Origin of the sequence: Pseudomonas sp. GM102 (assembly GCF_000282555.1) — a bacterium.
In the GTDB taxonomy this organism is placed as follows: Bacteria; Pseudomonadota; Gammaproteobacteria; order Pseudomonadales; family Pseudomonadaceae; genus Aquipseudomonas.
This window is the reverse complement of sequence record NZ_AKJB01000068.1, coordinates 27,944-44,523: the sequence shown is the minus strand read 5'-3', so window position 1 is coordinate 44,523 and position 16,580 is coordinate 27,944. Positions and strand designations below refer to the sequence as shown.

At 58.7% G+C, this 16,580-nt stretch carries 18 protein-coding genes; 9 read left to right on the top strand and 9 right to left on the bottom strand.

Going from position 1 to position 16,580, the window contains the following annotated elements; all coding sequences use genetic code 11:
• Positions 1 to 87: 87 nt before the first annotated feature.
• The 3 genes from PMI18_RS11680 to PMI18_RS11690 all read right to left on the bottom strand — a co-directional run bounded on the left by PMI18_RS11680 (position 88) and on the right by PMI18_RS11690 (position 2,574).
• Complete coding sequence (locus tag PMI18_RS11680; RefSeq protein WP_007902475.1) at positions 88 to 954, bottom strand: carboxylate/amino acid/amine transporter; 867 nt, start codon at positions 952 to 954, stop codon at positions 88 to 90.
• Positions 955 to 1,370: 416 nt separating this feature from the next.
• A complete protein-coding gene (locus PMI18_RS11685) occupies positions 1,371 to 1,970 on the bottom strand; it encodes an FMN-dependent NADH-azoreductase (protein ID WP_007902473.1) in 600 nt (199 codons plus the stop codon).
• Between the two features lie 274 nt (positions 1,971 to 2,244).
• Positions 2,245 to 2,574 (bottom strand): hypothetical protein, encoded by a 330-nt coding sequence (locus tag PMI18_RS11690; RefSeq protein WP_007902470.1) that lies wholly within the window; start codon positions 2,572 to 2,574, stop codon positions 2,245 to 2,247.
• A 49-nt stretch (positions 2,575 to 2,623) separates the two neighbouring features.
• Between PMI18_RS11690 and PMI18_RS11695 the strand changes: the two genes are divergently transcribed.
• The 4 genes from PMI18_RS11695 to PMI18_RS11710 all read left to right on the top strand — a co-directional run bounded on the left by PMI18_RS11695 (position 2,624) and on the right by PMI18_RS11710 (position 6,852).
• Entirely contained in the window at positions 2,624 to 3,547 is a 924-nt protein-coding gene (locus tag PMI18_RS11695; RefSeq protein ID WP_007902468.1) for a LysR family transcriptional regulator, read from the top strand.
• Between the two features lie 14 nt (positions 3,548 to 3,561).
• Positions 3,562 to 4,365 (top strand): alpha/beta fold hydrolase, encoded by an 804-nt coding sequence (locus tag PMI18_RS11700; protein WP_007902466.1) that lies wholly within the window; start codon positions 3,562 to 3,564, stop codon positions 4,363 to 4,365.
• Positions 4,366 to 4,368: 3 nt separating this feature from the next.
• Positions 4,369 to 4,926: a peptidylprolyl isomerase A gene (locus tag PMI18_RS11705; protein ID WP_007902463.1), complete on the top strand. Its 558-nt coding sequence runs from the start codon at positions 4,369 to 4,371 to the stop codon at positions 4,924 to 4,926.
• 93 nt (positions 4,927 to 5,019) lie between these two features.
• Positions 5,020 to 6,852: an ABC transporter ATP-binding protein gene (locus tag PMI18_RS11710; protein ID WP_007902462.1), complete on the top strand. Its 1,833-nt coding sequence runs from the start codon at positions 5,020 to 5,022 to the stop codon at positions 6,850 to 6,852.
• Positions 6,853 to 6,959: 107 nt separating this feature from the next.
• Here PMI18_RS11710 and PMI18_RS11715 read toward each other — a convergent pair whose 3' ends face one another.
• The 3 genes from PMI18_RS11715 to PMI18_RS11725 all read right to left on the bottom strand — a co-directional run bounded on the left by PMI18_RS11715 (position 6,960) and on the right by PMI18_RS11725 (position 8,768).
• Entirely contained in the window at positions 6,960 to 7,448 is a 489-nt protein-coding gene (locus PMI18_RS11715) for a GNAT family N-acetyltransferase (RefSeq protein ID WP_007902458.1), read from the bottom strand.
• Between the two features lie 102 nt (positions 7,449 to 7,550).
• Complete coding sequence (locus PMI18_RS11720; RefSeq protein WP_007902456.1) at positions 7,551 to 8,039, bottom strand: GyrI-like domain-containing protein; 489 nt, start codon at positions 8,037 to 8,039, stop codon at positions 7,551 to 7,553.
• A 66-nt stretch (positions 8,040 to 8,105) separates the two neighbouring features.
• On the bottom strand, positions 8,106 to 8,768 hold the full coding sequence (locus tag PMI18_RS11725) for a LysE family translocator (RefSeq protein WP_007902447.1): 663 nt from the start codon (positions 8,766 to 8,768) through the stop codon (positions 8,106 to 8,108).
• 137 nt (positions 8,769 to 8,905) lie between these two features.
• Here PMI18_RS11725 and alaC point away from each other — a divergent pair, with 137 nt between their 5' ends.
• The gene (gene alaC / locus PMI18_RS11730; protein WP_007902446.1) at positions 8,906 to 10,123 is read left to right on the top strand and encodes an alanine transaminase; all 1,218 of its coding nucleotides are present in this window, start codon (positions 8,906 to 8,908) and stop codon (positions 10,121 to 10,123) included.
• 166 nt (positions 10,124 to 10,289) lie between these two features.
• Here the strand turns inward: alaC and PMI18_RS11735 are convergent, their stop codons facing one another.
• Both PMI18_RS11735 and PMI18_RS11740 read right to left on the bottom strand, forming a co-directional pair.
• Positions 10,290 to 11,642 carry a GntP family permease gene (locus PMI18_RS11735; protein WP_007902445.1) on the bottom strand — a complete coding sequence of 451 codons (1,353 nt, stop codon included), beginning with the start codon at positions 11,640 to 11,642 and terminating at the stop codon, positions 10,290 to 10,292.
• Between the two features lie 83 nt (positions 11,643 to 11,725).
• Positions 11,726 to 12,259 (bottom strand): gluconokinase, encoded by a 534-nt coding sequence (locus tag PMI18_RS11740; protein ID WP_007902444.1) that lies wholly within the window; start codon positions 12,257 to 12,259, stop codon positions 11,726 to 11,728.
• A gap of 216 nt (positions 12,260 to 12,475) precedes the next feature.
• Here PMI18_RS11740 and PMI18_RS11745 point away from each other — a divergent pair, with 216 nt between their 5' ends.
• The 3 genes from PMI18_RS11745 (at position 12,476) to PMI18_RS11755 (ending at position 14,822) form a co-directional block, all read left to right on the top strand.
• Positions 12,476 to 13,507 (top strand): LacI family DNA-binding transcriptional regulator, encoded by a 1,032-nt coding sequence (locus tag PMI18_RS11745; protein ID WP_007902443.1) that lies wholly within the window; start codon positions 12,476 to 12,478, stop codon positions 13,505 to 13,507.
• Positions 13,508 to 13,574: 67 nt separating this feature from the next.
• Positions 13,575 to 14,207 carry a glutathione S-transferase family protein gene (locus PMI18_RS11750; RefSeq protein WP_007902441.1) on the top strand — a complete coding sequence of 211 codons (633 nt, stop codon included), beginning with the start codon at positions 13,575 to 13,577 and terminating at the stop codon, positions 14,205 to 14,207.
• 234 nt (positions 14,208 to 14,441) lie between these two features.
• Complete coding sequence (locus tag PMI18_RS11755; RefSeq protein WP_007902439.1) at positions 14,442 to 14,822, top strand: hypothetical protein; 381 nt, start codon at positions 14,442 to 14,444, stop codon at positions 14,820 to 14,822.
• Between the two features lie 54 nt (positions 14,823 to 14,876).
• Here the strand turns inward: PMI18_RS11755 and PMI18_RS11760 are convergent, their stop codons facing one another.
• Positions 14,877 to 15,776 (bottom strand): LysR family transcriptional regulator, encoded by a 900-nt coding sequence (locus PMI18_RS11760; protein ID WP_007902437.1) that lies wholly within the window; start codon positions 15,774 to 15,776, stop codon positions 14,877 to 14,879.
• 99 nt (positions 15,777 to 15,875) lie between these two features.
• On the opposite strand from PMI18_RS11760, the gene gstA reads away from it, so the two are divergent.
• Positions 15,876 to 16,478 (top strand): glutathione transferase GstA, encoded by a 603-nt coding sequence (gene gstA / locus PMI18_RS11765; RefSeq protein WP_007902435.1) that lies wholly within the window; start codon positions 15,876 to 15,878, stop codon positions 16,476 to 16,478.
• Positions 16,479 to 16,580: the final 102 nt, after the last annotated feature.

The window sequence follows — 16,580 nt, the reverse complement described above, 5'->3', positions numbered from 1 at the left end:
AGATACCTATGCCGCGATGAGGGAGTATCAGTCAACGAATTTGGTACCTGACACTCCGCTATCGCGGGCAAGCCCGCTCCCACAGGTTCAGTGTGCTGTTACTGATTGGCGTACACCCAACCGACTAATCCACACCGCCATCAGAATCACCGACCCACCAAACAACAACCGCCCCAGCTCTTCATGCTGATTCCAGATCAACAAGTTGATCAGCAACCCCACCGGCACATGCAGGTTGTTCATCACCGCCAACGTTCCGCCGTTCACCAGACACGCGCCCTTGTTCCACCAGTACAGACCCAGCGCGGTCGAGACCAGGCCGAGGAACAGCAGCACGCCCCATTGCAGCGGTGCTTCGGGCAGGAAGTTCTGTTTGCCGAACAGCAGAAACGCCGGCAACGCCACCGCCAATGCGCCCAGGTAAAAGTATCCGAAGCGCCGGTAATGCGGCAGATCGCTCGGATGGCGGGCCACCAGATGTTTGTAGAGCACCTGCCCGGCGGCGTAGGTGAAGTTGGCGAGCTGCAGCAGCAGGAAACCCATGAAGAAATCCGGGTTGATTCGGTCAAAGCGAATCACTGCCGCCCCGAGTACCGCCACCAATGCCGCGATCAAGGCCCACGGATTGAAGCGCCGGTTCAGTGCGTCTTCGATCAGGGTCACGTGCAATGGCGTGAGGATGGTGAACAGCAACACTTCCGGCACCGTCAGCACCCGGAAGCTCAAATACAAACAGACGTAAGTCACGCCGAACTGCAACGCGCCGATCAGCAACATCCCACGCATGAAGGCCGGTTCCACCGAGCGCCAGCGCGTCAGCGGAATGAACACCAGCCCCGCCAGCAGCACCCGTACCAGTACCGCGAAATAACTGTCGACATGCCCGGCCAGGTATTCGCCGATCAAGCTGAAGGAAAACGCCTGGATCAGCGTGACAAAAAGTAGATAGCCCATGGTCGCCTCATTTCGAATGGCGGCGACGATAGCGGGTTTTGCTCGTCATCGCGACAGTCAGCCAACACACAAAACCCTGTGGGAGCGGGCCTGTGTGGCGAGGGGGCTTGCCCCCATTCGGCTGCGAAGCAGTCGTAAAACATTGTATGCGGTGCACCTGACACAACTCGATTGCAGGTTTTGGGGCCGCTTCGCGACCCAACGGGGGCAAGCCCCCTCGCCACAGGAACTCGGTTCCTACAGCCCCTCATGCGAGCCATCAAATCGCAGGCAAAAAAAGCCCGATCTCGCTAATGCGTTCAATCGGGCTAGAGCACTCAGGAGCAACAAGTGCAAAGGGAGGTTCGATGCGCGTACAGCTTGAAGGGTTACGCTAGGTCACTAGACCATCCAGCGATTATCTGGCGATTAACGTGTCAGGCGACCTGGGAAAGCTTCGCGTTGGCCTGGTTCAAGCCTTTCTCCTGGAAGTCACCGCCCAGGTTCATGCCTTCGGCGTGAATGAACGTTACGTCGTGGATGCCGATGAAGCCCATGACCTGACGCAGGTAGGGTTCCTGGTGATCCGCGGTGCTGCCGGCGTAGATCCCGCCGCGAGCGGTCAGCACATAAGCACGCTTGCCGTTGAGCAAACCTTGCGGGCCGGTTTCGGTGTACTTGAACGTCACGCCGGCACGCAGCACGTGGTCGAGCCAGGCTTTGAGGGTGCTCGGGATGGCGAAGTTGTACATGGGCGCAGCCATTACCAGCACGTCGGCGGCCAGCAGTTCATCAGTCAGCAGGTTGGACCGTTCCAGCGAGGCCTGCTCGATGTCGTTGCGTTGTTCGGCAGGTTTCATCCAGCCGCCCAGCAAATTGATGTCCAGGTGCGGCACCGGCGTGGTGGCCAGGTCACGGACGGTGATCTGGTCGGCCGGGTGGGCGGCTTTCCATTGGCTGATGAAGGTCTGGGTCAGTTGGCGGGAAACCGAGTCTTGCTGACGGGCACTGCTTTCGATGATCAGAACGCGGGACATGGGATGTAGCCTCCATCTGAGAATGCTGTAGGTCGATGGAGTGAAGGTTAAACAGAGTCATATCGATGAAAAAGCGCAAATAACTGCTATAAACCATCGATAAATTCGTTTATAAGCGGAGCATGCCCTGCGGGAGCACTGTGGCGAGGGGGCTTGCCCCCGTTTGAGTGCGTAGCACTCACAGGATCTTTGGTATATCAGATTCTTAGGGCTGCTTCGCAGCCCAACGGGGGCAAGCCCCCTCGCCACAGCCCGCTCCCACAGGGTTGTAAAGTCATTTCGGGGTGCAGGTCAGGTTGATACGCATCTTGATGATGGTCCGGGTGAACTTGGCAGTGGCGTTTTTGTGTTTACCCGCAGGCACTTCGATTGTGCGGTTACGCGGCGCTTCCGGGCCATTGTTGAAAACCACCTTGCAGATCGCATCGGTGCTGCCGTAGTTGTTCACCTGAATGGAGGCGATATCGGCATCTGTATCAAAGGCGTTGTAGTCGATGCTCAAGCCGTTCAATTGCTTTTGAACGTCGATCGGATAAGCAAACGCAGTCAACGGCAACATCGCCAACACAGCACAACCCGCCATCACACAACAAAGTTTTTTCATTCAGCAGCCTCCAATAAGGACTGCCAGCTTAGGACAAGAGGAGCTCAACATGAAAGCGCCCCGCGTGACCCTTGATCAATGGCGAACATTGCAGGCCGTGGTCGATCACGGCGGTTTCGCCCAGGCCGCCGAAGTGCTGCACCGCTCGCAGTCGTCGGTCAGCTACACCGTAGCGCGCATGCAGGACCAGCTCGGTGTACCGCTATTGCGCATCGACGGCCGCAAAGCGGTGCTCACCGAGGCCGGTGGCGTACTGCTGCGCCGTTCCCGGCAACTGGTGAAACAGGCCAGCCAACTGGAAGACCTGGCCCATCACATGGAGCAAGGCTGGGAAGCAGAAGTGCGGCTGGTGGTCGACGCCGCCTACCCCAGCGCACGCCTCGTTCGTGCACTGACCGCTTTCATGCCACAAAGCCGTGGCTGCCGGGTGCGTCTGCGCGAAGAAGTGTTGTCGGGTGTCGAGGAAGTGCTGCTCGAAGGCGTGGCCGATCTGGCCATCACAGGTTTCAGTATTCCCGGGTACCTGGGCGCAGAATTGAGCGACGTCGAATTTATCGCGGTCGCCCACCCCGAACACCCGCTGCATCGCCTGAACCGCGAACTGAACTTCCAGGACCTGGAAAGCCAGATGCAAGTGGTGATCCGCGACTCCGGCCGTCAACAACCGCGAGACGTCGGCTGGCTCGGCGCCGAGCAGCGCTGGACCGTCGGCAGCCTGGCCACCGCCGCGACCTTCGTCAGCAGCGGCCTGGGCTTCGCCTGGCTGCCCCGGCACATGATCGAGCGCGAACTCAAGGAGGGCACGCTCAAAGTGCTACCGTTGGATCAGGGCGGCAGCCGTAACCCGAGCTTCTTTCTGTATTCGAACAAGGACAAACCCTTGGGCCCGGCCACGCAGATTCTCATCGAACTGCTGCGCACCTTCGATACCGCGCCGCTGGATGCGCCCTTCGCCGCCCCTGAACAAGCCTGACACGGAGTGTACCCATGGCCTATTTCGAACATGAAGGTTGCAACCTGCACTATGAGGAATATGGCCACGGCACGCCGTTGCTACTGGTCCACGGGCTAGGTTCCAGCACTCTGGACTGGGAAATGCAGATCCCGGCGCTCTCGGCTCACCATCGGGTGATCGTGGCGGATGTGCGCGGCCACGGGCGCTCCGACAAACCCCGCGAGCGCTACAGCATCGCCGGGTTCAGCGCCGACCTGATCGCGTTGATGGAACACTTGAATCTTGGTCCTACACATCTTGTCGGGCTTTCAATGGGGGGCATGATCGCTTTTCAACTGGCGGTGGACCAGCCTCAACTGCTCAAGAGCCTGTGCATCGTCAACAGCGCGCCCGAGGTCAAACGGCGCAGCCGCAACGATTACTGGCAATGGTTCAAGCGTTGGAGCCTGATGCGCGCGCTGAGCATGGGCACCATCGGCAAGGCTCTGGGCGCCAAGCTGTTTCCCAAACCCGAGCAAGCTTCGCTACGACAAAAAATAGCGGCGCGCTGGGCAAAAAACGACAAACATGCTTATCTCGCCAGCTTCGATGCGATTGTTGGCTGGGGGGTTCAGGAACGACTTTCCAAAGTGTCCTGTCCAACCCTCATCGTCAGTGCCGACCGTGACTACACCCCGGTCGCGCTGAAGGAAACCTATGTAAAACTGCTGCCTGATGCGCGGCTGGTGGTGATCGCCGACTCGCGCCACGCCACCCCGCTGGATCAACCCGAACGCTTCAACCAAACACTGCTCGAGTTTCTCACCGCAGTCGACACCACCACTCAGGATCACTGACTTATGCTGAAAAAAATCGCCCTCGTCGCCGGCTCCGTTCTGTTTGCCGCCAACCTGATGGCCGCCACGCCCGCCAAGGCGCCGCACGTGCTGCTGGAAACCACCAACGGCCAGATCGAAATCGAACTGGACCCGGTCAAGGCGCCGATCAGTACCAAGAACTTCCTTGAGTACGTCGACAGCGGCTTCTACAACAACACGATTTTTCACCGTGTGATTCCTGGCTTTATGGTCCAGGGCGGCGGTTTCACTCAACAGATGCAGCAAAAAGAAACCAAGGCGCCAATCAAGAACGAATCCAAAAACGGCCTGCATAACGTGCGTGGCACGCTGTCCATGGCCCGTACTTCCGTCCCGGATTCGGCCACCAGCCAGTTCTTCATCAACGTCAAAGACAACGACTTCCTGGACCAGGGCGACGGCTATGCCGTGTTCGGTAAAGTCGTTAAAGGGATGGACGTGGTCGATGTCATCGTCAACTCCCAGACCACCACCAAAAGCGGCATGAAAGACGTGCCGGCAGACCCTGTCTTCATCAAGTCGGCCAAGCGCATCGACTGAGAGTAAGCTGGACAGGGAGTTTTGAGCGGCCGCCGGTGCTTCCGGCGCCGCTCATATCGTTTAAAGGAGAGCCCGTGCGCGGGCGAAGAACTGATGCTTTATCGCCGTTTTGAAAAACTGATCGACATTTTCCGCGATGCACCGACGGCGGCTCCGCCGGATCGGGTTCTCCCCTTCTATACCTATTACCTGAAGCAGGTCTGGCCGAGTTTCGCCGTCCTGCTGATCGTCGGCCTGTTCGGTGCGCTGATCGAAGTGGCGCTGTTCAGCTACCTGAGCCGCATCATCGACCTCGCCCAAGGCACGCCCAACGTCAATTTTTTCAAGGAACACGGCATCGAACTGGCCTGGATGGCGGTGGTTGCGCTGGTCCTGCGCCCATTATTCGTCGGCCTGCATGACTTGCTGGTGCACCAGACCTTGAGCCCGAGCCTGACCAGCCTGATCCGCTGGCAGAACCATAGTTATGTGCTCAAACAGAGCCTCAATTTCTTCCAGAACGACTTTGCCGGGCGCATCGCCCAACGCATCATGCAGACCGGCAACTCGTTGCGCGATTCAGCTGTGCAAGCGGTGGACGCGCTATGGCACGTGCTGATCTACGCGATCAGTTCGCTGGTGCTGTTCGCCGAAGCCGACTGGCGCCTGATGATCCCGCTGCTGACCTGGATCGCCGCCTTCATCGGCGCCCTCTACTACTTCGTGCCACGGGTCAAGGAACGCTCGGTGGTGTCGTCCGATGCGCGCTCCAAGCTCATGGGACGAATCGTCGATGGCTACACCAACATCACTACCCTGAAGCTGTTCGCCCACACCAACTTCGAACAGCAATACGCCCGCGAAGCGATCAAGGAACAAACAGAAAAAGCCCAACTGGCCGGCCGTGTGGTGACCAGCATGGACGTGGCCATCACCAGCATGAACGGCCTGCTGATCGTCAGCACCACTGGCCTCGCGCTGTGGCTGTGGACGCAATCTCTGATCACGGTGGGCGCCATCGCCCTCGCGACTGGCCTGGTGATCCGCATCGTCAACATGTCTGGCTGGATCATGTGGGTGGTCACTGGCATTTTCGAAAACATCGGCATGGTTCAGGACGGTTTGCAGACCATTTCCCAGCCGGTCAGCGTCACCGATCGCGAGCAGGCCAAACCTTTGAATGTGGCGCGTGGCGAGGTGCGTTTCGATCACGTCGATTTCCACTACGGCAAGAAAAGCGGGATCATCGGCGACCTCAACCTCACCATCAAACCGGGCGAGAAAATCGGTCTGATCGGCCCGTCCGGTGCCGGCAAATCGACGCTGGTCAATCTGCTGTTGCGTCTCTATGACGTACAGGGAGGGCGGATTCTCATTGATGGCCAGAACATCGCCGAAGTCGGCCAGGAAAGCCTGCGCGAACGCATCGGCATGATCACCCAGGACACTTCGCTGCTGCACCGCTCGATCCGCGATAATTTGTTGTACGGCAAACCCGATGCTACCGACGCCGAACTATGGGAAGCGGTACACAAGGCCCGGGCCGACGAATTCATCCCGTTGCTGTCGGACTCCGAAGGCCGCACCGGTTTCGATGCTCACGTCGGTGAACGCGGCGTGAAACTCTCCGGTGGCCAGCGTCAGCGGATTGCCATCGCCCGGGTCCTGCTCAAGGACGCGCCGATCCTGATCATGGACGAAGCCACCTCGGCCCTGGACTCGGAAGTCGAAGCGGCGATCCAGGAAAGCCTCGAAACCCTGATGCAGGGCAAGACCGTGATCGCCATCGCCCACCGCCTCTCGACCATCGCGCGAATGGACCGCTTGGTAGTGCTGGAAAACGGCAAGATCGCCGAAACCGGCAGCCACGCCGAACTGCTGGCCCATGGCGGCTTGTATGCGCGGTTGTGGCAGCACCAGACCGGCGGGTTTGTCGGAATCGATTGAGGCAACACGCCCTTGTGGGAGCGGGCTTGCTCGCGAAGGCGGTGTGTCAGTTGGCATCAATGCTGTCTGTCACACCGCCTTCGCGAGCAAGCCCGCTCCCACACGGGTTACAGCGTCAACACCATCTCATGCCACGCCATCCCGCCATGGTCGGACGCCGAGGGCTTGATGTAGGCAAAACCAAACCCGGCATAGAGCGCAATGTGCCGCTCTTTGCACATCAGATGAATGCTGGCCTTGTTCAGTGCGCGCATGCGCTGGATGAATTCACCCATCAAGCGTTTCGCCAAACCCTGCCCTTGATAATCCGGATGCACCACCACCGACATGATCACCACATGCGGGCCGGCCGGGTCGTGGCCGATCAGCTCCTTGAACGCTTCGTCCGACATCTCCACCTCAAATGCAGCACCGGAATTGATGAAACCGGCTACAACGCCATCCACTTCAGCAACGATGAAGCCCTCGGGCCAGGTGGCAATGCGGGTGGCGATTTTCTCGCGGGTGGCGGCTTCATCACCTTCGTAGGCAATGGTTTCGATGGCATAGCAACGGTCCAGGTCAGCGGGGCTGACGTGGCGGATGACGGTGTTCATGGCAGCTCGGAATCGGCGTGGGAAAGGTTGGGGATCATAAATCAATAAGGTGTTGATATCGATCAGAGCGGCGGACCGACGATCCGCCGCTTGACCCGATCATCACACTTTTAGCGGCAGCCAGATTTCCAGCACGCCGGTATTGAGCTTGGGGTTGAAATCGTCGCTGTAGCGTTCGAAATCCGGAGCGTCCGCCGCTTCATGACCGGACTTCGGCAACCAGGTTTTCCAGATGTATTGAAAGGTCTGAGGCAAGGTATCCAGAGAGCCTTTGTGTTCGAACACTGCATATTTCTGAGGCTGAACTTCGATCCAGCGGTATTTCTCGGGCAGGTCGTCGAGCTTGCTGATCTCAACGCCGGCGATGTATTCAAAACCACCCTTGCCGTCGGGATTACAGCAAACACCGTAGGTCACTTCGCCCTGTTGGCCAGGCACATTGCCAAGGTGGGGGACGAATTTTTCCCACAGCTTGGGAATCTGCTTTGGGGCCGTCTCTTGGGTAAATCGTCCGCCAAGCCCTGCGATGAGCATGAAGTGCCCGTTTTCGAAGCGTGGTTCGGCCGTTTCGACGCCTGTTTGCTCATCCATGACTCAACTCCTGGTACAAAAGGTGGGTTCGGCTGGGAGTATAGAAGCCAAACCCGATTCGCCAAATTACAGTGCGTGCAACTGTTCGATGGCGCCTGGACTGATGAACTCGTTATAACCCGATAGGATCACGTAGACCGCGAAATAACAGAAGATCGCTGCCGATGCCATGTAGGAATAACGCAGTAGTTTGTCACCGAGCAATTTGCCGCCGTGGCTCGCAGCGAAGCACAGACCAACACACCAGAGCACCCCGGCGCACAAGAAACCGCCGAGAAACAGCGCCGAACTGAGCGCGCCACCACCGCCGGAACGGGCAATCAGTGTGCCGCCCACCGCGGCGAACCAGAGAATGGCACTGGGCGATGACATGGCGAGAAAAATCCCGCGGAAAAACTCACGACGGTGCGAGTTGTGCCCCACTTCCGGGGTTTGCGCCAACAGCGCTTCATGATGAATGGCCGAATAGATCATCTTCGCCGCGAAATACACCAACAGCGCCGAGCCGCCGATCCACAACACCCAGCGCACGGTTTCGTACTGCAGCAATACGGTCATGCCGGCCAATGCCAGCACCGCGTAAATCAAGTCGCCGACACACGTCCCCAGCCCCAGGGCAAAGCCTTGAAAATAGCCGCGCTGCATCGCCAGCGTGATCATCGCGATATTGGCCACGCCGATGTCCAGGCACAGCGAAAGGCTCAGCAAAAAGCCGCTGGTAAACTCCATCAACCGATTTCCTTCGCAAAATTTGTTTACATAGACGCTGGACAGTCTGCCACAGCTACCCTTACATTCCGTACAGGCCACCGCAGTGGCCAGCGTCGCTCGGACGGTTCCGGGCGCTTACGTTATCCGAGGCAACAATGGCCGAACAAGGTTCGCCGCGCCGCTTTGCGCGCATAGATCGACTCCCCCCTTACGTTTTCAACATCACTGCCGAGCTGAAGATGGCCGCCCGTCGTCGTGGCGAAGACATCATCGACTTGAGCATGGGCAACCCCGACGGCGCCACGCCGCCGCACATCGTCGAAAAACTCGTCACCGTTGCCCAGCGTGAAGACACCCACGGTTACTCCACGTCCAAAGGGATTCCGCGCCTGCGCCGGGCAATTTCCAATTGGTACAAGGATCGCTACGCGGTCGATATTGACCCGGAAACCGAAGCCATCGTCACCATCGGCTCCAAGGAAGGTCTGGCGCATTTGATGCTGGCCACCCTCGATCAGGGCGACACCGTGCTGGTGCCAAACCCCAGCTACCCGATCCACATCTACGGTGCCGTGATTGCCGGCGCCCAGGTGCGTTCGGTGCCGCTGATTCCTGGCGTGGATTTCTTCGCCGAGCTGGAACGGGCAATTCGCGGCTCGATCCCGAAACCGAAAATGATGATCCTCGGTTTCCCGTCCAACCCCACCGCCCAGTGCGTGGAGCTGGACTTCTTCGAGCGAGTGATCGCCCTCGCCAAGCAATACGACGTTTTGGTGGTGCACGACCTGGCCTATGCCGACATCGTCTACGACGGCTGGAAAGCCCCGTCGATCATGCAAGTGCCTGGCGCCAAGGACATCGCGGTGGAGTTTTTCACCCTGTCCAAGAGCTACAACATGGCCGGCTGGCGCATCGGTTTCATGGTCGGCAACCCGGAGCTGGTCAACGCACTGGCGCGGATCAAGAGCTACCACGACTACGGCACGTTCACCCCGCTGCAGGTCGCGGCCATTGCGGCACTGGAAGGCGATCAGCAGTGCGTCAAAGACATTGCCGATCAGTATCGGCAGCGTCGCAACGTGCTGGTCAAAGGCCTACATGAACTGGGCTGGATGGTCGAAAACCCGAAAGCGTCGATGTACGTCTGGGCCAAGATTCCCGAGGCTTACGCACACATGGGTTCGCTGGAATTCGCCAAGAAACTGCTGGCCGAAGCAAAGGTCTGTGTCTCGCCGGGCGTGGGATTTGGCGAGTATGGGGATGATCATGTGCGCTTCGCGTTGATCGAAAACCAGGACCGGATTCGTCAGGCAGTACGCGGGATTCGCGGGATGTTCCGGGCGGATGGGTTGGTTCAGAAAGCCAACGCCTGATTTATCAAGCAGACACAAAAAAACCGCAGCGATGCGGTTTTTTTGTGCCTGATCGTTCCCACGCTCTGCGTGGGAATGCATCCCGTGACGCTCCGCGTCACAGTGGACGCAGAGCGTCCATGGCGGCATTCCCACGCGGAGCATGGGAACGATCAATGCAGTGTGTTTAAACGAACAACGACAACAGCAGGATGAAGCCCAGGCCCACCACGGACAGGATGGTTTCCATCGCGGTCCAGGTCTTGAAGGTTTCCGCCACGGTCATGTTGAAGTACTGCTTCACCAGCCAGAAACCGGCGTCGTTGACGTGGGACAGGATCAACGAACCGGCACCGGTGGCCAGTACCAGCAGCTCACGGTTCACGCCCGGAATCATCCCCACCACCGGCACCACGATGCCCGCGCCAGTAATGGTCGCCACGGTCGCCGAACCGGTTGCGATGCGAATCACCGCCGCCACCAGCCAGGCCAGCAGGATCGGCGAGATCTGTGCGTTCACCGCCATGTGGCCGATCACATCGCCCACACCGCTGGTCACCAGCATCTGCTTGAAGCCCCCACCGGCACCGATGATCAGAATGATGGCGGCGGTCGGCGCAAGGCTTGCATCGAGCCATTTCATCATTTGGCTGGAACCGATGCCCTGCTTGTAGCCGAAGGTATACAGCGACAGCAGCAATGCCAGCAGCAACGCCGAAATCGGGTGACCGATCAGGTCCATGAACGCGCGGAAGATGTTGCCATCGGGCAGCACCACGTCGGCAAATGTCTTGAGCAGCATCAGGAACACCGGCAGCAGCACGGTCACCAGAGTGATGCCAAAGCTCGGCAGTTCAGCCGAATCCGTTTCGCGCGATAGTTGATCCACCAGCTCCTGGTTCGGATGACCGGGAATGTGCTTGGCAATGAACGTACCGAAGATCGGGCCAGCGATGATGGCCGTTGGCAGTGCAACGATCAGGCCGTACAGAATGGTTTTACCGATGTCGGCACCGAACACGCCGATGGCCAGCAGCGGACCCGGGTGCGGCGGCACCAGGCCGTGTACCGCGGACAGACCGGCCAGCAGCGGGATACCGATCTTAATGATCGACACGCCAGTGCGACGGGCCACGATGAACACCAGCGGAATCAGCAGCACGAAGCCGATTTCGAAGAACAGTGGAATGCCGACCAGGAACGCGGCGAACATCATGGCCCACTGCACCTTGTCCTTGCCGAAGGCGCGGATCAACGTCTGCGCAATCTGATCCGCACCGCCTGATTCGGCCATCATTTTGCCGAGCATCGTGCCCAGCGCCAGGATGATGCCGACGAAACCGAGTACCCCACCGAAGCCATCCTGGAACGCCTTGATGATGGTGCCGATCGGCATGCCGGACGTCAGCCCGAGGAAGGCGGCGGCGATGATCAGTGCGAGGAATGGGTGCAACTTGAACTTGGTGATCAGGACGATAAGCCCGATCACTGTGACCACTGCGTCTAGCAGCAGGAATGACTCGTGGGACATGCCAAACATGGGGGGTGTCTCCGTTGTTTGTTGTTGTTATGTAAGCGGTTATTCAAAAGCCGTCAGGACAGCGCTATCTCTTGGAGAAAAACTCAACTGGCGAGTTTCAAGCCATGATCGAGCCACCAGGCATGAGCCTGCTTCGCCAACTCATCGACGCTGTGGCTGGACGCATCCAGAGCCAGGGTCAGGGGCTCACCAACGGGCGATTCAAGTGTGGCGAACTGGCTGTCGATCAAGGTCGACGGCATGAAGTGACCCGGTCGATGGGACACACGATCGGCGGCGACTTCGGGGGTCAGCTCAAGGAAAACGAAGCCCAGGCCCGGCAAGGCACTGCGCAAGCGTTCGCGGTAACTGTGTTTGAGGGCCGAACAGGTCAGCACCGGGCGCTCGCCTTTGGCATCAACGCGGCGCAGTTCATCGCACAGGCTGTCGAGCCAGCCGGCACGGTCTTCATCGTTCAGGGGGATACCCGCGCTCATCTTTTCGATATTGGCGGCAGGGTGGAAAGTGTCGCCTTCAATGGCGGTCGCGCCGCTAAGCTGGCACAGGGACTGGCTGACGCACGTCTTGCCGCAACCGGCAACGCCCATGATGACCAGGGCGGTGATGGGATGATTCATGTAACACCTCAGCGCGCAGACAGCGCTACCTTTGCGACGTAGAACTCTAGTGCAAAAGCAGAAGTTGCCGACGCCTTCTTGTCATTTTTGTGGGTTGCAGCATGTTCGTTCTCGATGCCAAAAAAGCGAGGATCAGGCAAACCTCGTTCACGCATTTGCAGCTGCATCGAGACAGCGCTACCTTAGTGCCTTGAATTTTGTTTGGCAAGCCGTCCGATGAATACCCCTAAAAACGATAAAAATACTCGCACCACTGGCCGCCCTACCCTCAACGAAGTCGCGCGCTTGGCCGGTGTCAGCCCGATTACAGCGTCCCGCGCCCTGCGCGGCGTCAGCACGGTGGCCACCGAACTGGTGGAAAAAGTCCAGAAGGCCGCCCTCGACCTGAACTACGTGGTCAACCCCGCCGCCCGCGCCCTGGCCTCGGCCCAGAGCCATTCCGTCGTGGTTTTGGTGCCGTCATTATCCAACCTGCTGTTCATCGACACGCTGGAAGCCATTCATCAGGTTTTGCGACCAAAGGGCTTCGAAGTGCTTATCGGCAACTTCCATTACTCGCGTGATGAAGAAGAAAACCTGCTGCGCAATTACATGGCTTATCAGCCTCGCGGTCTGTTACTGACCGGTTTCGACCGCACCGAAAGTTCGCGGCGAATGATCGAGGCCAGCAACATTCCCTGCGTCTACATGATGGAACTGGACAGCGCGGCCGGGCTCAATTGCGTCGGCTTTTCGCAAGTCGCTGCCGGCGAAACCGCTGCCGGGCATTTGCTGTCACGCGGTCGCAAACGCCTGGCCTACATCGGCGCGCAACTGGACCAGCGCACGCTGTTACGCGGCGAAGGTTTCCGTCGCGCGCTGCAAAAGGCCGGTTTGTATGATCCGGCCCTGGAAGTGCTGACCCCACGAGCCTCGTCGGTGGGTCTGGGCGGCGAATTGTTCCTGCAACTGCTCGCTACCCATCCAGACGTCGATGCGATTTTCTTCGGCAACGACGACCTGGCCCAGGGCGCGTTGCTCGAAGCGTTGCGCTGCGGGATCAAGATCCCCGAACAAGTGGCGATTCTCGGATTCAACGACCTGCCGGCATCTGAGCACATGGTGCCGCGCCTGAGCAGCATCAGCACTCCACGAGAAGCCATTGGCCGTCGCTCCGCGGAGCTGATGCTGACCTTGCTGGCCGGCAATTCAGTGACCAAACCGGTACAGGATATGGGGTTTGAATTGAAGGTGCGCGAGAGCACCTGACGCACGACCATTCCCATGCTCCGCGTGCTAGATTCCCGATACCTGGAACAGCAAACGGAGTAGCTCAATGGGACATACGCTGAAGATTTTGGGTAGGGCCTCGTCAATCAACGTCAGAAAAGTCCTGTGGACCTGCGACGAACTGGGTGTTTCCTACGAACGCGAAGACTGGGGCAGCGGCTTCGCATCAACCCAGAGCCCGGAATTTCTCCAGCTCAACCCCAACGCACAGGTGCCGGTGCTCATCGACGAAGCCGGCGTGCTGTGGGAGTCCAATACCATTTGCCGGTACCTGGCCGGTAAACACCAGAACACTGACCTGTTGCCTATCGAACCGGCGGCCCGCGCTCGCGTGGAGCAGTGGATGGACTGGCAAGCCACCGAGCTCAATCCGTCGTGGGGCTACGCATTTTTTGCGCTGGTCCGGCAATTGCCGAACTTCCAGGACTCGCAGCGGATTGCTGATGGCATTCGCGGCTGGAACGCGAAAATGGGCATTCTCGAAGAGCAACTCGCAGCGACCGGTGCATATGTCGCCGGACCGCAGTTCACACTGGCCGATATCCTCATCGGATTGTCGGTCAACCGCTGGCGGATGACCCCGATGGAGCGCCCGAACTACCCCGCCGTCGACGCCTATTGCCGGCGGCTGGCGTTGCGGCCGGGGTTTATGGCGCATGCTTGCAATGGCGTGCCTTAATTTCACCTAAACGACTTACCTGGCCTCGCTTTTGAATGGGCGGTCGACCTCTGCCGCCCAATGGCAACAGTTGACCGTTGGCCCATCCCCTTCGCACTACCCTCTACCGTCCATCCAGAAAACGCTCGTACTGTCAGATATGACAGTAGCTGTGCTCCCATTCGATTTGTTTAATGATCCGGGTGAACCAATGCGAGTTCACCGCACATTTATCACGTAGAACAGGAGTTCAACATGAGCACAGATCTATTTGTGGGAAAAATGAACGTCAAATTTTCTTTCGAGGATGGAGAACCGGCGGGTCCAGACTTTGATACAGACAAAATCCAGATAGCGCCTAATGCTGTTCAAGCCTCCGAATCGAAAAAATTCGTTCAGATGACTTACAAGGAAAACCTGCCGGTGGGCCCTCATGACTTTAAGGTGGGACCGGAGGAGCCTTCGAGACTCGAATATAACAATGGCGAAAGACTTATCCAGGTGACAGGAACAGCGCATGTGACGGTGAGCAACAGTCAGCGTCAGCAGGATGGCAACTTCGATGGCACCTTCGAACTTGACGGGTTTACAAGACAGATGAAGGGCACTTTTGATTGTAAATACTTCGTCGAGTAATAGCCGTTAACCTGCATCGAAAAGCGCTAAAGGGTCCCATTAACGGACCCTTTTTTAGTTCACGGACGAGTCAGCCGATAACTGATGCACCGCCAGCATCCCCAACAACACCCGCACCGCCGCCGAAGGCTCTTTATGCGGCGCAACCACCAAGGCAAATTCCCGCTCGATACGCGGCCTCACCGGCACTACTCGCAACCCCTGACGATTGCCCGGCAGAGTCATTTCCGGCACCAAAGTCACACCGATGTTTTCTCGCACCAGGGTGAACGCACTGCTCCACTCTCGCACCTCGGCTCGCACATCCAGCAGTTGCAGCCCGGCGTCGGCGGCCAGGCTGCGGGCATTGGTCGAACAACCGCCCGTGGCCAGCACAAAGGGTTGCTCCGCCAGTTCAGCCAATGAAACACCCTCTTCATTCGAGCGGCGCGCCAAGGGGTGACCACCGGGCAGCACCGCCACCCAGGCATCACGTCCCAAACGACCGGCATTGCGCGCGGGTGCGGGGTTCAACACCACGCCGACATCCACCAGCCCGGTACTGAGCAATGTTTCCACTTCATCGTCGCTGACCTCCAGTGCCACCACTTGAATGCCGGGATACAGCCGATTCAACTGGCGCAGCAGCGGCGGCAGAAAGGTCGCCAGCACCAACGGAAAACTGGCCAGGCGAATCGTCCCGCGCTGGATATCTTTAGTGGCGTCGACGGTACTGCGAATGTTCTCGAGGGCGCCGAGCATGGTTCGCGCCTGTTCGATCACAGGCAAGCCGATGGCGGTCGGCAAGGTCTGACGGTTTTCCCGGCTGAACAGTTGAACGCCCAGGGTTTCTTCGATCAGTGCCAGCGCCTGACTGGCACCGGACTGGGTGATCCCGACCCGCTCGGCGGCCCGGGTGATGTTGCCGGTATCGGCCACCGCCACCACCATTCGCCAATGCATCAGGTTCATCATGGCAGTAGCTTTCCTAATGGCAGTGTTCTGAAAGATTAATTTTACCGAGAGTGCCGCGCACTATGACACTGGCGCAAACCCGCAACCAGAGCCCTGCCCATGAAGTTGTATTACGCCCCGCAAGCCTGCTCATTGGCGCCGCACATCGTGCTGCGCGAACTGGATCTGCCGTTCGAGCTGGTCCGCGTCGACAACAGCACCAAGCAAACCGCCTCAGGCGATGATTTCCTCGCCATAAACCCCAAAGGTTACGTCGCGGCGTTGCAGCTGGATAACGGTGATGTGCTGACCGAAGGCCCGGCGATCCTGCAATACCTGGCGGACTTGCGGCCCGAGGCCAACCTGGCAGCGGAGAACGGGACGTTCGAGCGGGTGCGTTTGCTGGAATGGCTGAATTTCGTTTCGACCGAGATTCATGGCGGGCTGGGTTGGCTGTTCAATTCGCAGTTTCCGGATGATGTGAAAGCGCTCATCAAAGAGAAGTTGTTCAAGCGTTTTGTCGTGTTGAGTCAGACGCTGGAGGGGCAGAATTACTTGATGGCTAGCGGATTCAGTATTGCTGATGCGTATCTGTTTACGGTGTTGCGCTGGACGCAGGTGTTTGGCATCGATCTGGATCAATGGCCGGCGTTGGCGCGGTTTCAGGTACGGATTGGTCAGCGGCCAGCCGTGAAAGCGGCGTTGGCTGTGGAGTTGGCGTAAGGCTTTAGATCGCTTCGCGGGCAAGCCCGCTCCCACAGGATTTGTGAACACCGAAGATCCAGTGTGGGAGCGGGGCTTGCCCGCGATAGCTATCGATCAAAC

Excerpts from the sequence above, each read along its gene's own strand:
- PMI18_RS11680 (WP_007902475.1), bottom strand. The coding sequence starts at position 954 with ATGGGCTATCTACTTTTTGTCACGCTGATCCAGGCGTTTTCCTTCAGC.
- PMI18_RS11685 (WP_007902473.1), bottom strand. The coding sequence starts at position 1,970 with ATGTCCCGCGTTCTGATCATCGAAAGCAGTGCCCGTCAGCAAGACTCG.
- PMI18_RS11690 (WP_007902470.1), bottom strand. The coding sequence starts at position 2,574 with ATGAAAAAACTTTGTTGTGTGATGGCGGGTTGTGCTGTGTTGGCGATG.
- PMI18_RS11695 (WP_007902468.1), top strand. The coding sequence starts at position 2,624 with ATGAAAGCGCCCCGCGTGACCCTTGATCAATGGCGAACATTGCAGGCC.
- PMI18_RS11700 (WP_007902466.1), top strand. The coding sequence starts at position 3,562 with ATGGCCTATTTCGAACATGAAGGTTGCAACCTGCACTATGAGGAATAT.
- PMI18_RS11705 (WP_007902463.1), top strand. The coding sequence starts at position 4,369 with ATGCTGAAAAAAATCGCCCTCGTCGCCGGCTCCGTTCTGTTTGCCGCC.
- PMI18_RS11710 (WP_007902462.1), top strand. The coding sequence starts at position 5,020 with ATGCTTTATCGCCGTTTTGAAAAACTGATCGACATTTTCCGCGATGCA.
- PMI18_RS11715 (WP_007902458.1), bottom strand. The coding sequence starts at position 7,448 with ATGAACACCGTCATCCGCCACGTCAGCCCCGCTGACCTGGACCGTTGC.
- PMI18_RS11720 (WP_007902456.1), bottom strand. The coding sequence starts at position 8,039 with ATGGATGAGCAAACAGGCGTCGAAACGGCCGAACCACGCTTCGAAAAC.
- PMI18_RS11725 (WP_007902447.1), bottom strand. The coding sequence starts at position 8,768 with ATGGAGTTTACCAGCGGCTTTTTGCTGAGCCTTTCGCTGTGCCTGGAC.
- alaC (WP_007902446.1), top strand. The coding sequence starts at position 8,906 with ATGGCCGAACAAGGTTCGCCGCGCCGCTTTGCGCGCATAGATCGACTC.
- PMI18_RS11735 (WP_007902445.1), bottom strand. The coding sequence starts at position 11,642 with ATGTTTGGCATGTCCCACGAGTCATTCCTGCTGCTAGACGCAGTGGTC.
- PMI18_RS11740 (WP_007902444.1), bottom strand. The coding sequence starts at position 12,259 with ATGAATCATCCCATCACCGCCCTGGTCATCATGGGCGTTGCCGGTTGC.
- PMI18_RS11745 (WP_007902443.1), top strand. The coding sequence starts at position 12,476 with ATGAATACCCCTAAAAACGATAAAAATACTCGCACCACTGGCCGCCCT.
- PMI18_RS11750 (WP_007902441.1), top strand. The coding sequence starts at position 13,575 with ATGGGACATACGCTGAAGATTTTGGGTAGGGCCTCGTCAATCAACGTC.
- PMI18_RS11755 (WP_007902439.1), top strand. The coding sequence starts at position 14,442 with ATGAGCACAGATCTATTTGTGGGAAAAATGAACGTCAAATTTTCTTTC.
- PMI18_RS11760 (WP_007902437.1), bottom strand. The coding sequence starts at position 15,776 with ATGATGAACCTGATGCATTGGCGAATGGTGGTGGCGGTGGCCGATACC.
- gstA (WP_007902435.1), top strand. The coding sequence starts at position 15,876 with ATGAAGTTGTATTACGCCCCGCAAGCCTGCTCATTGGCGCCGCACATC.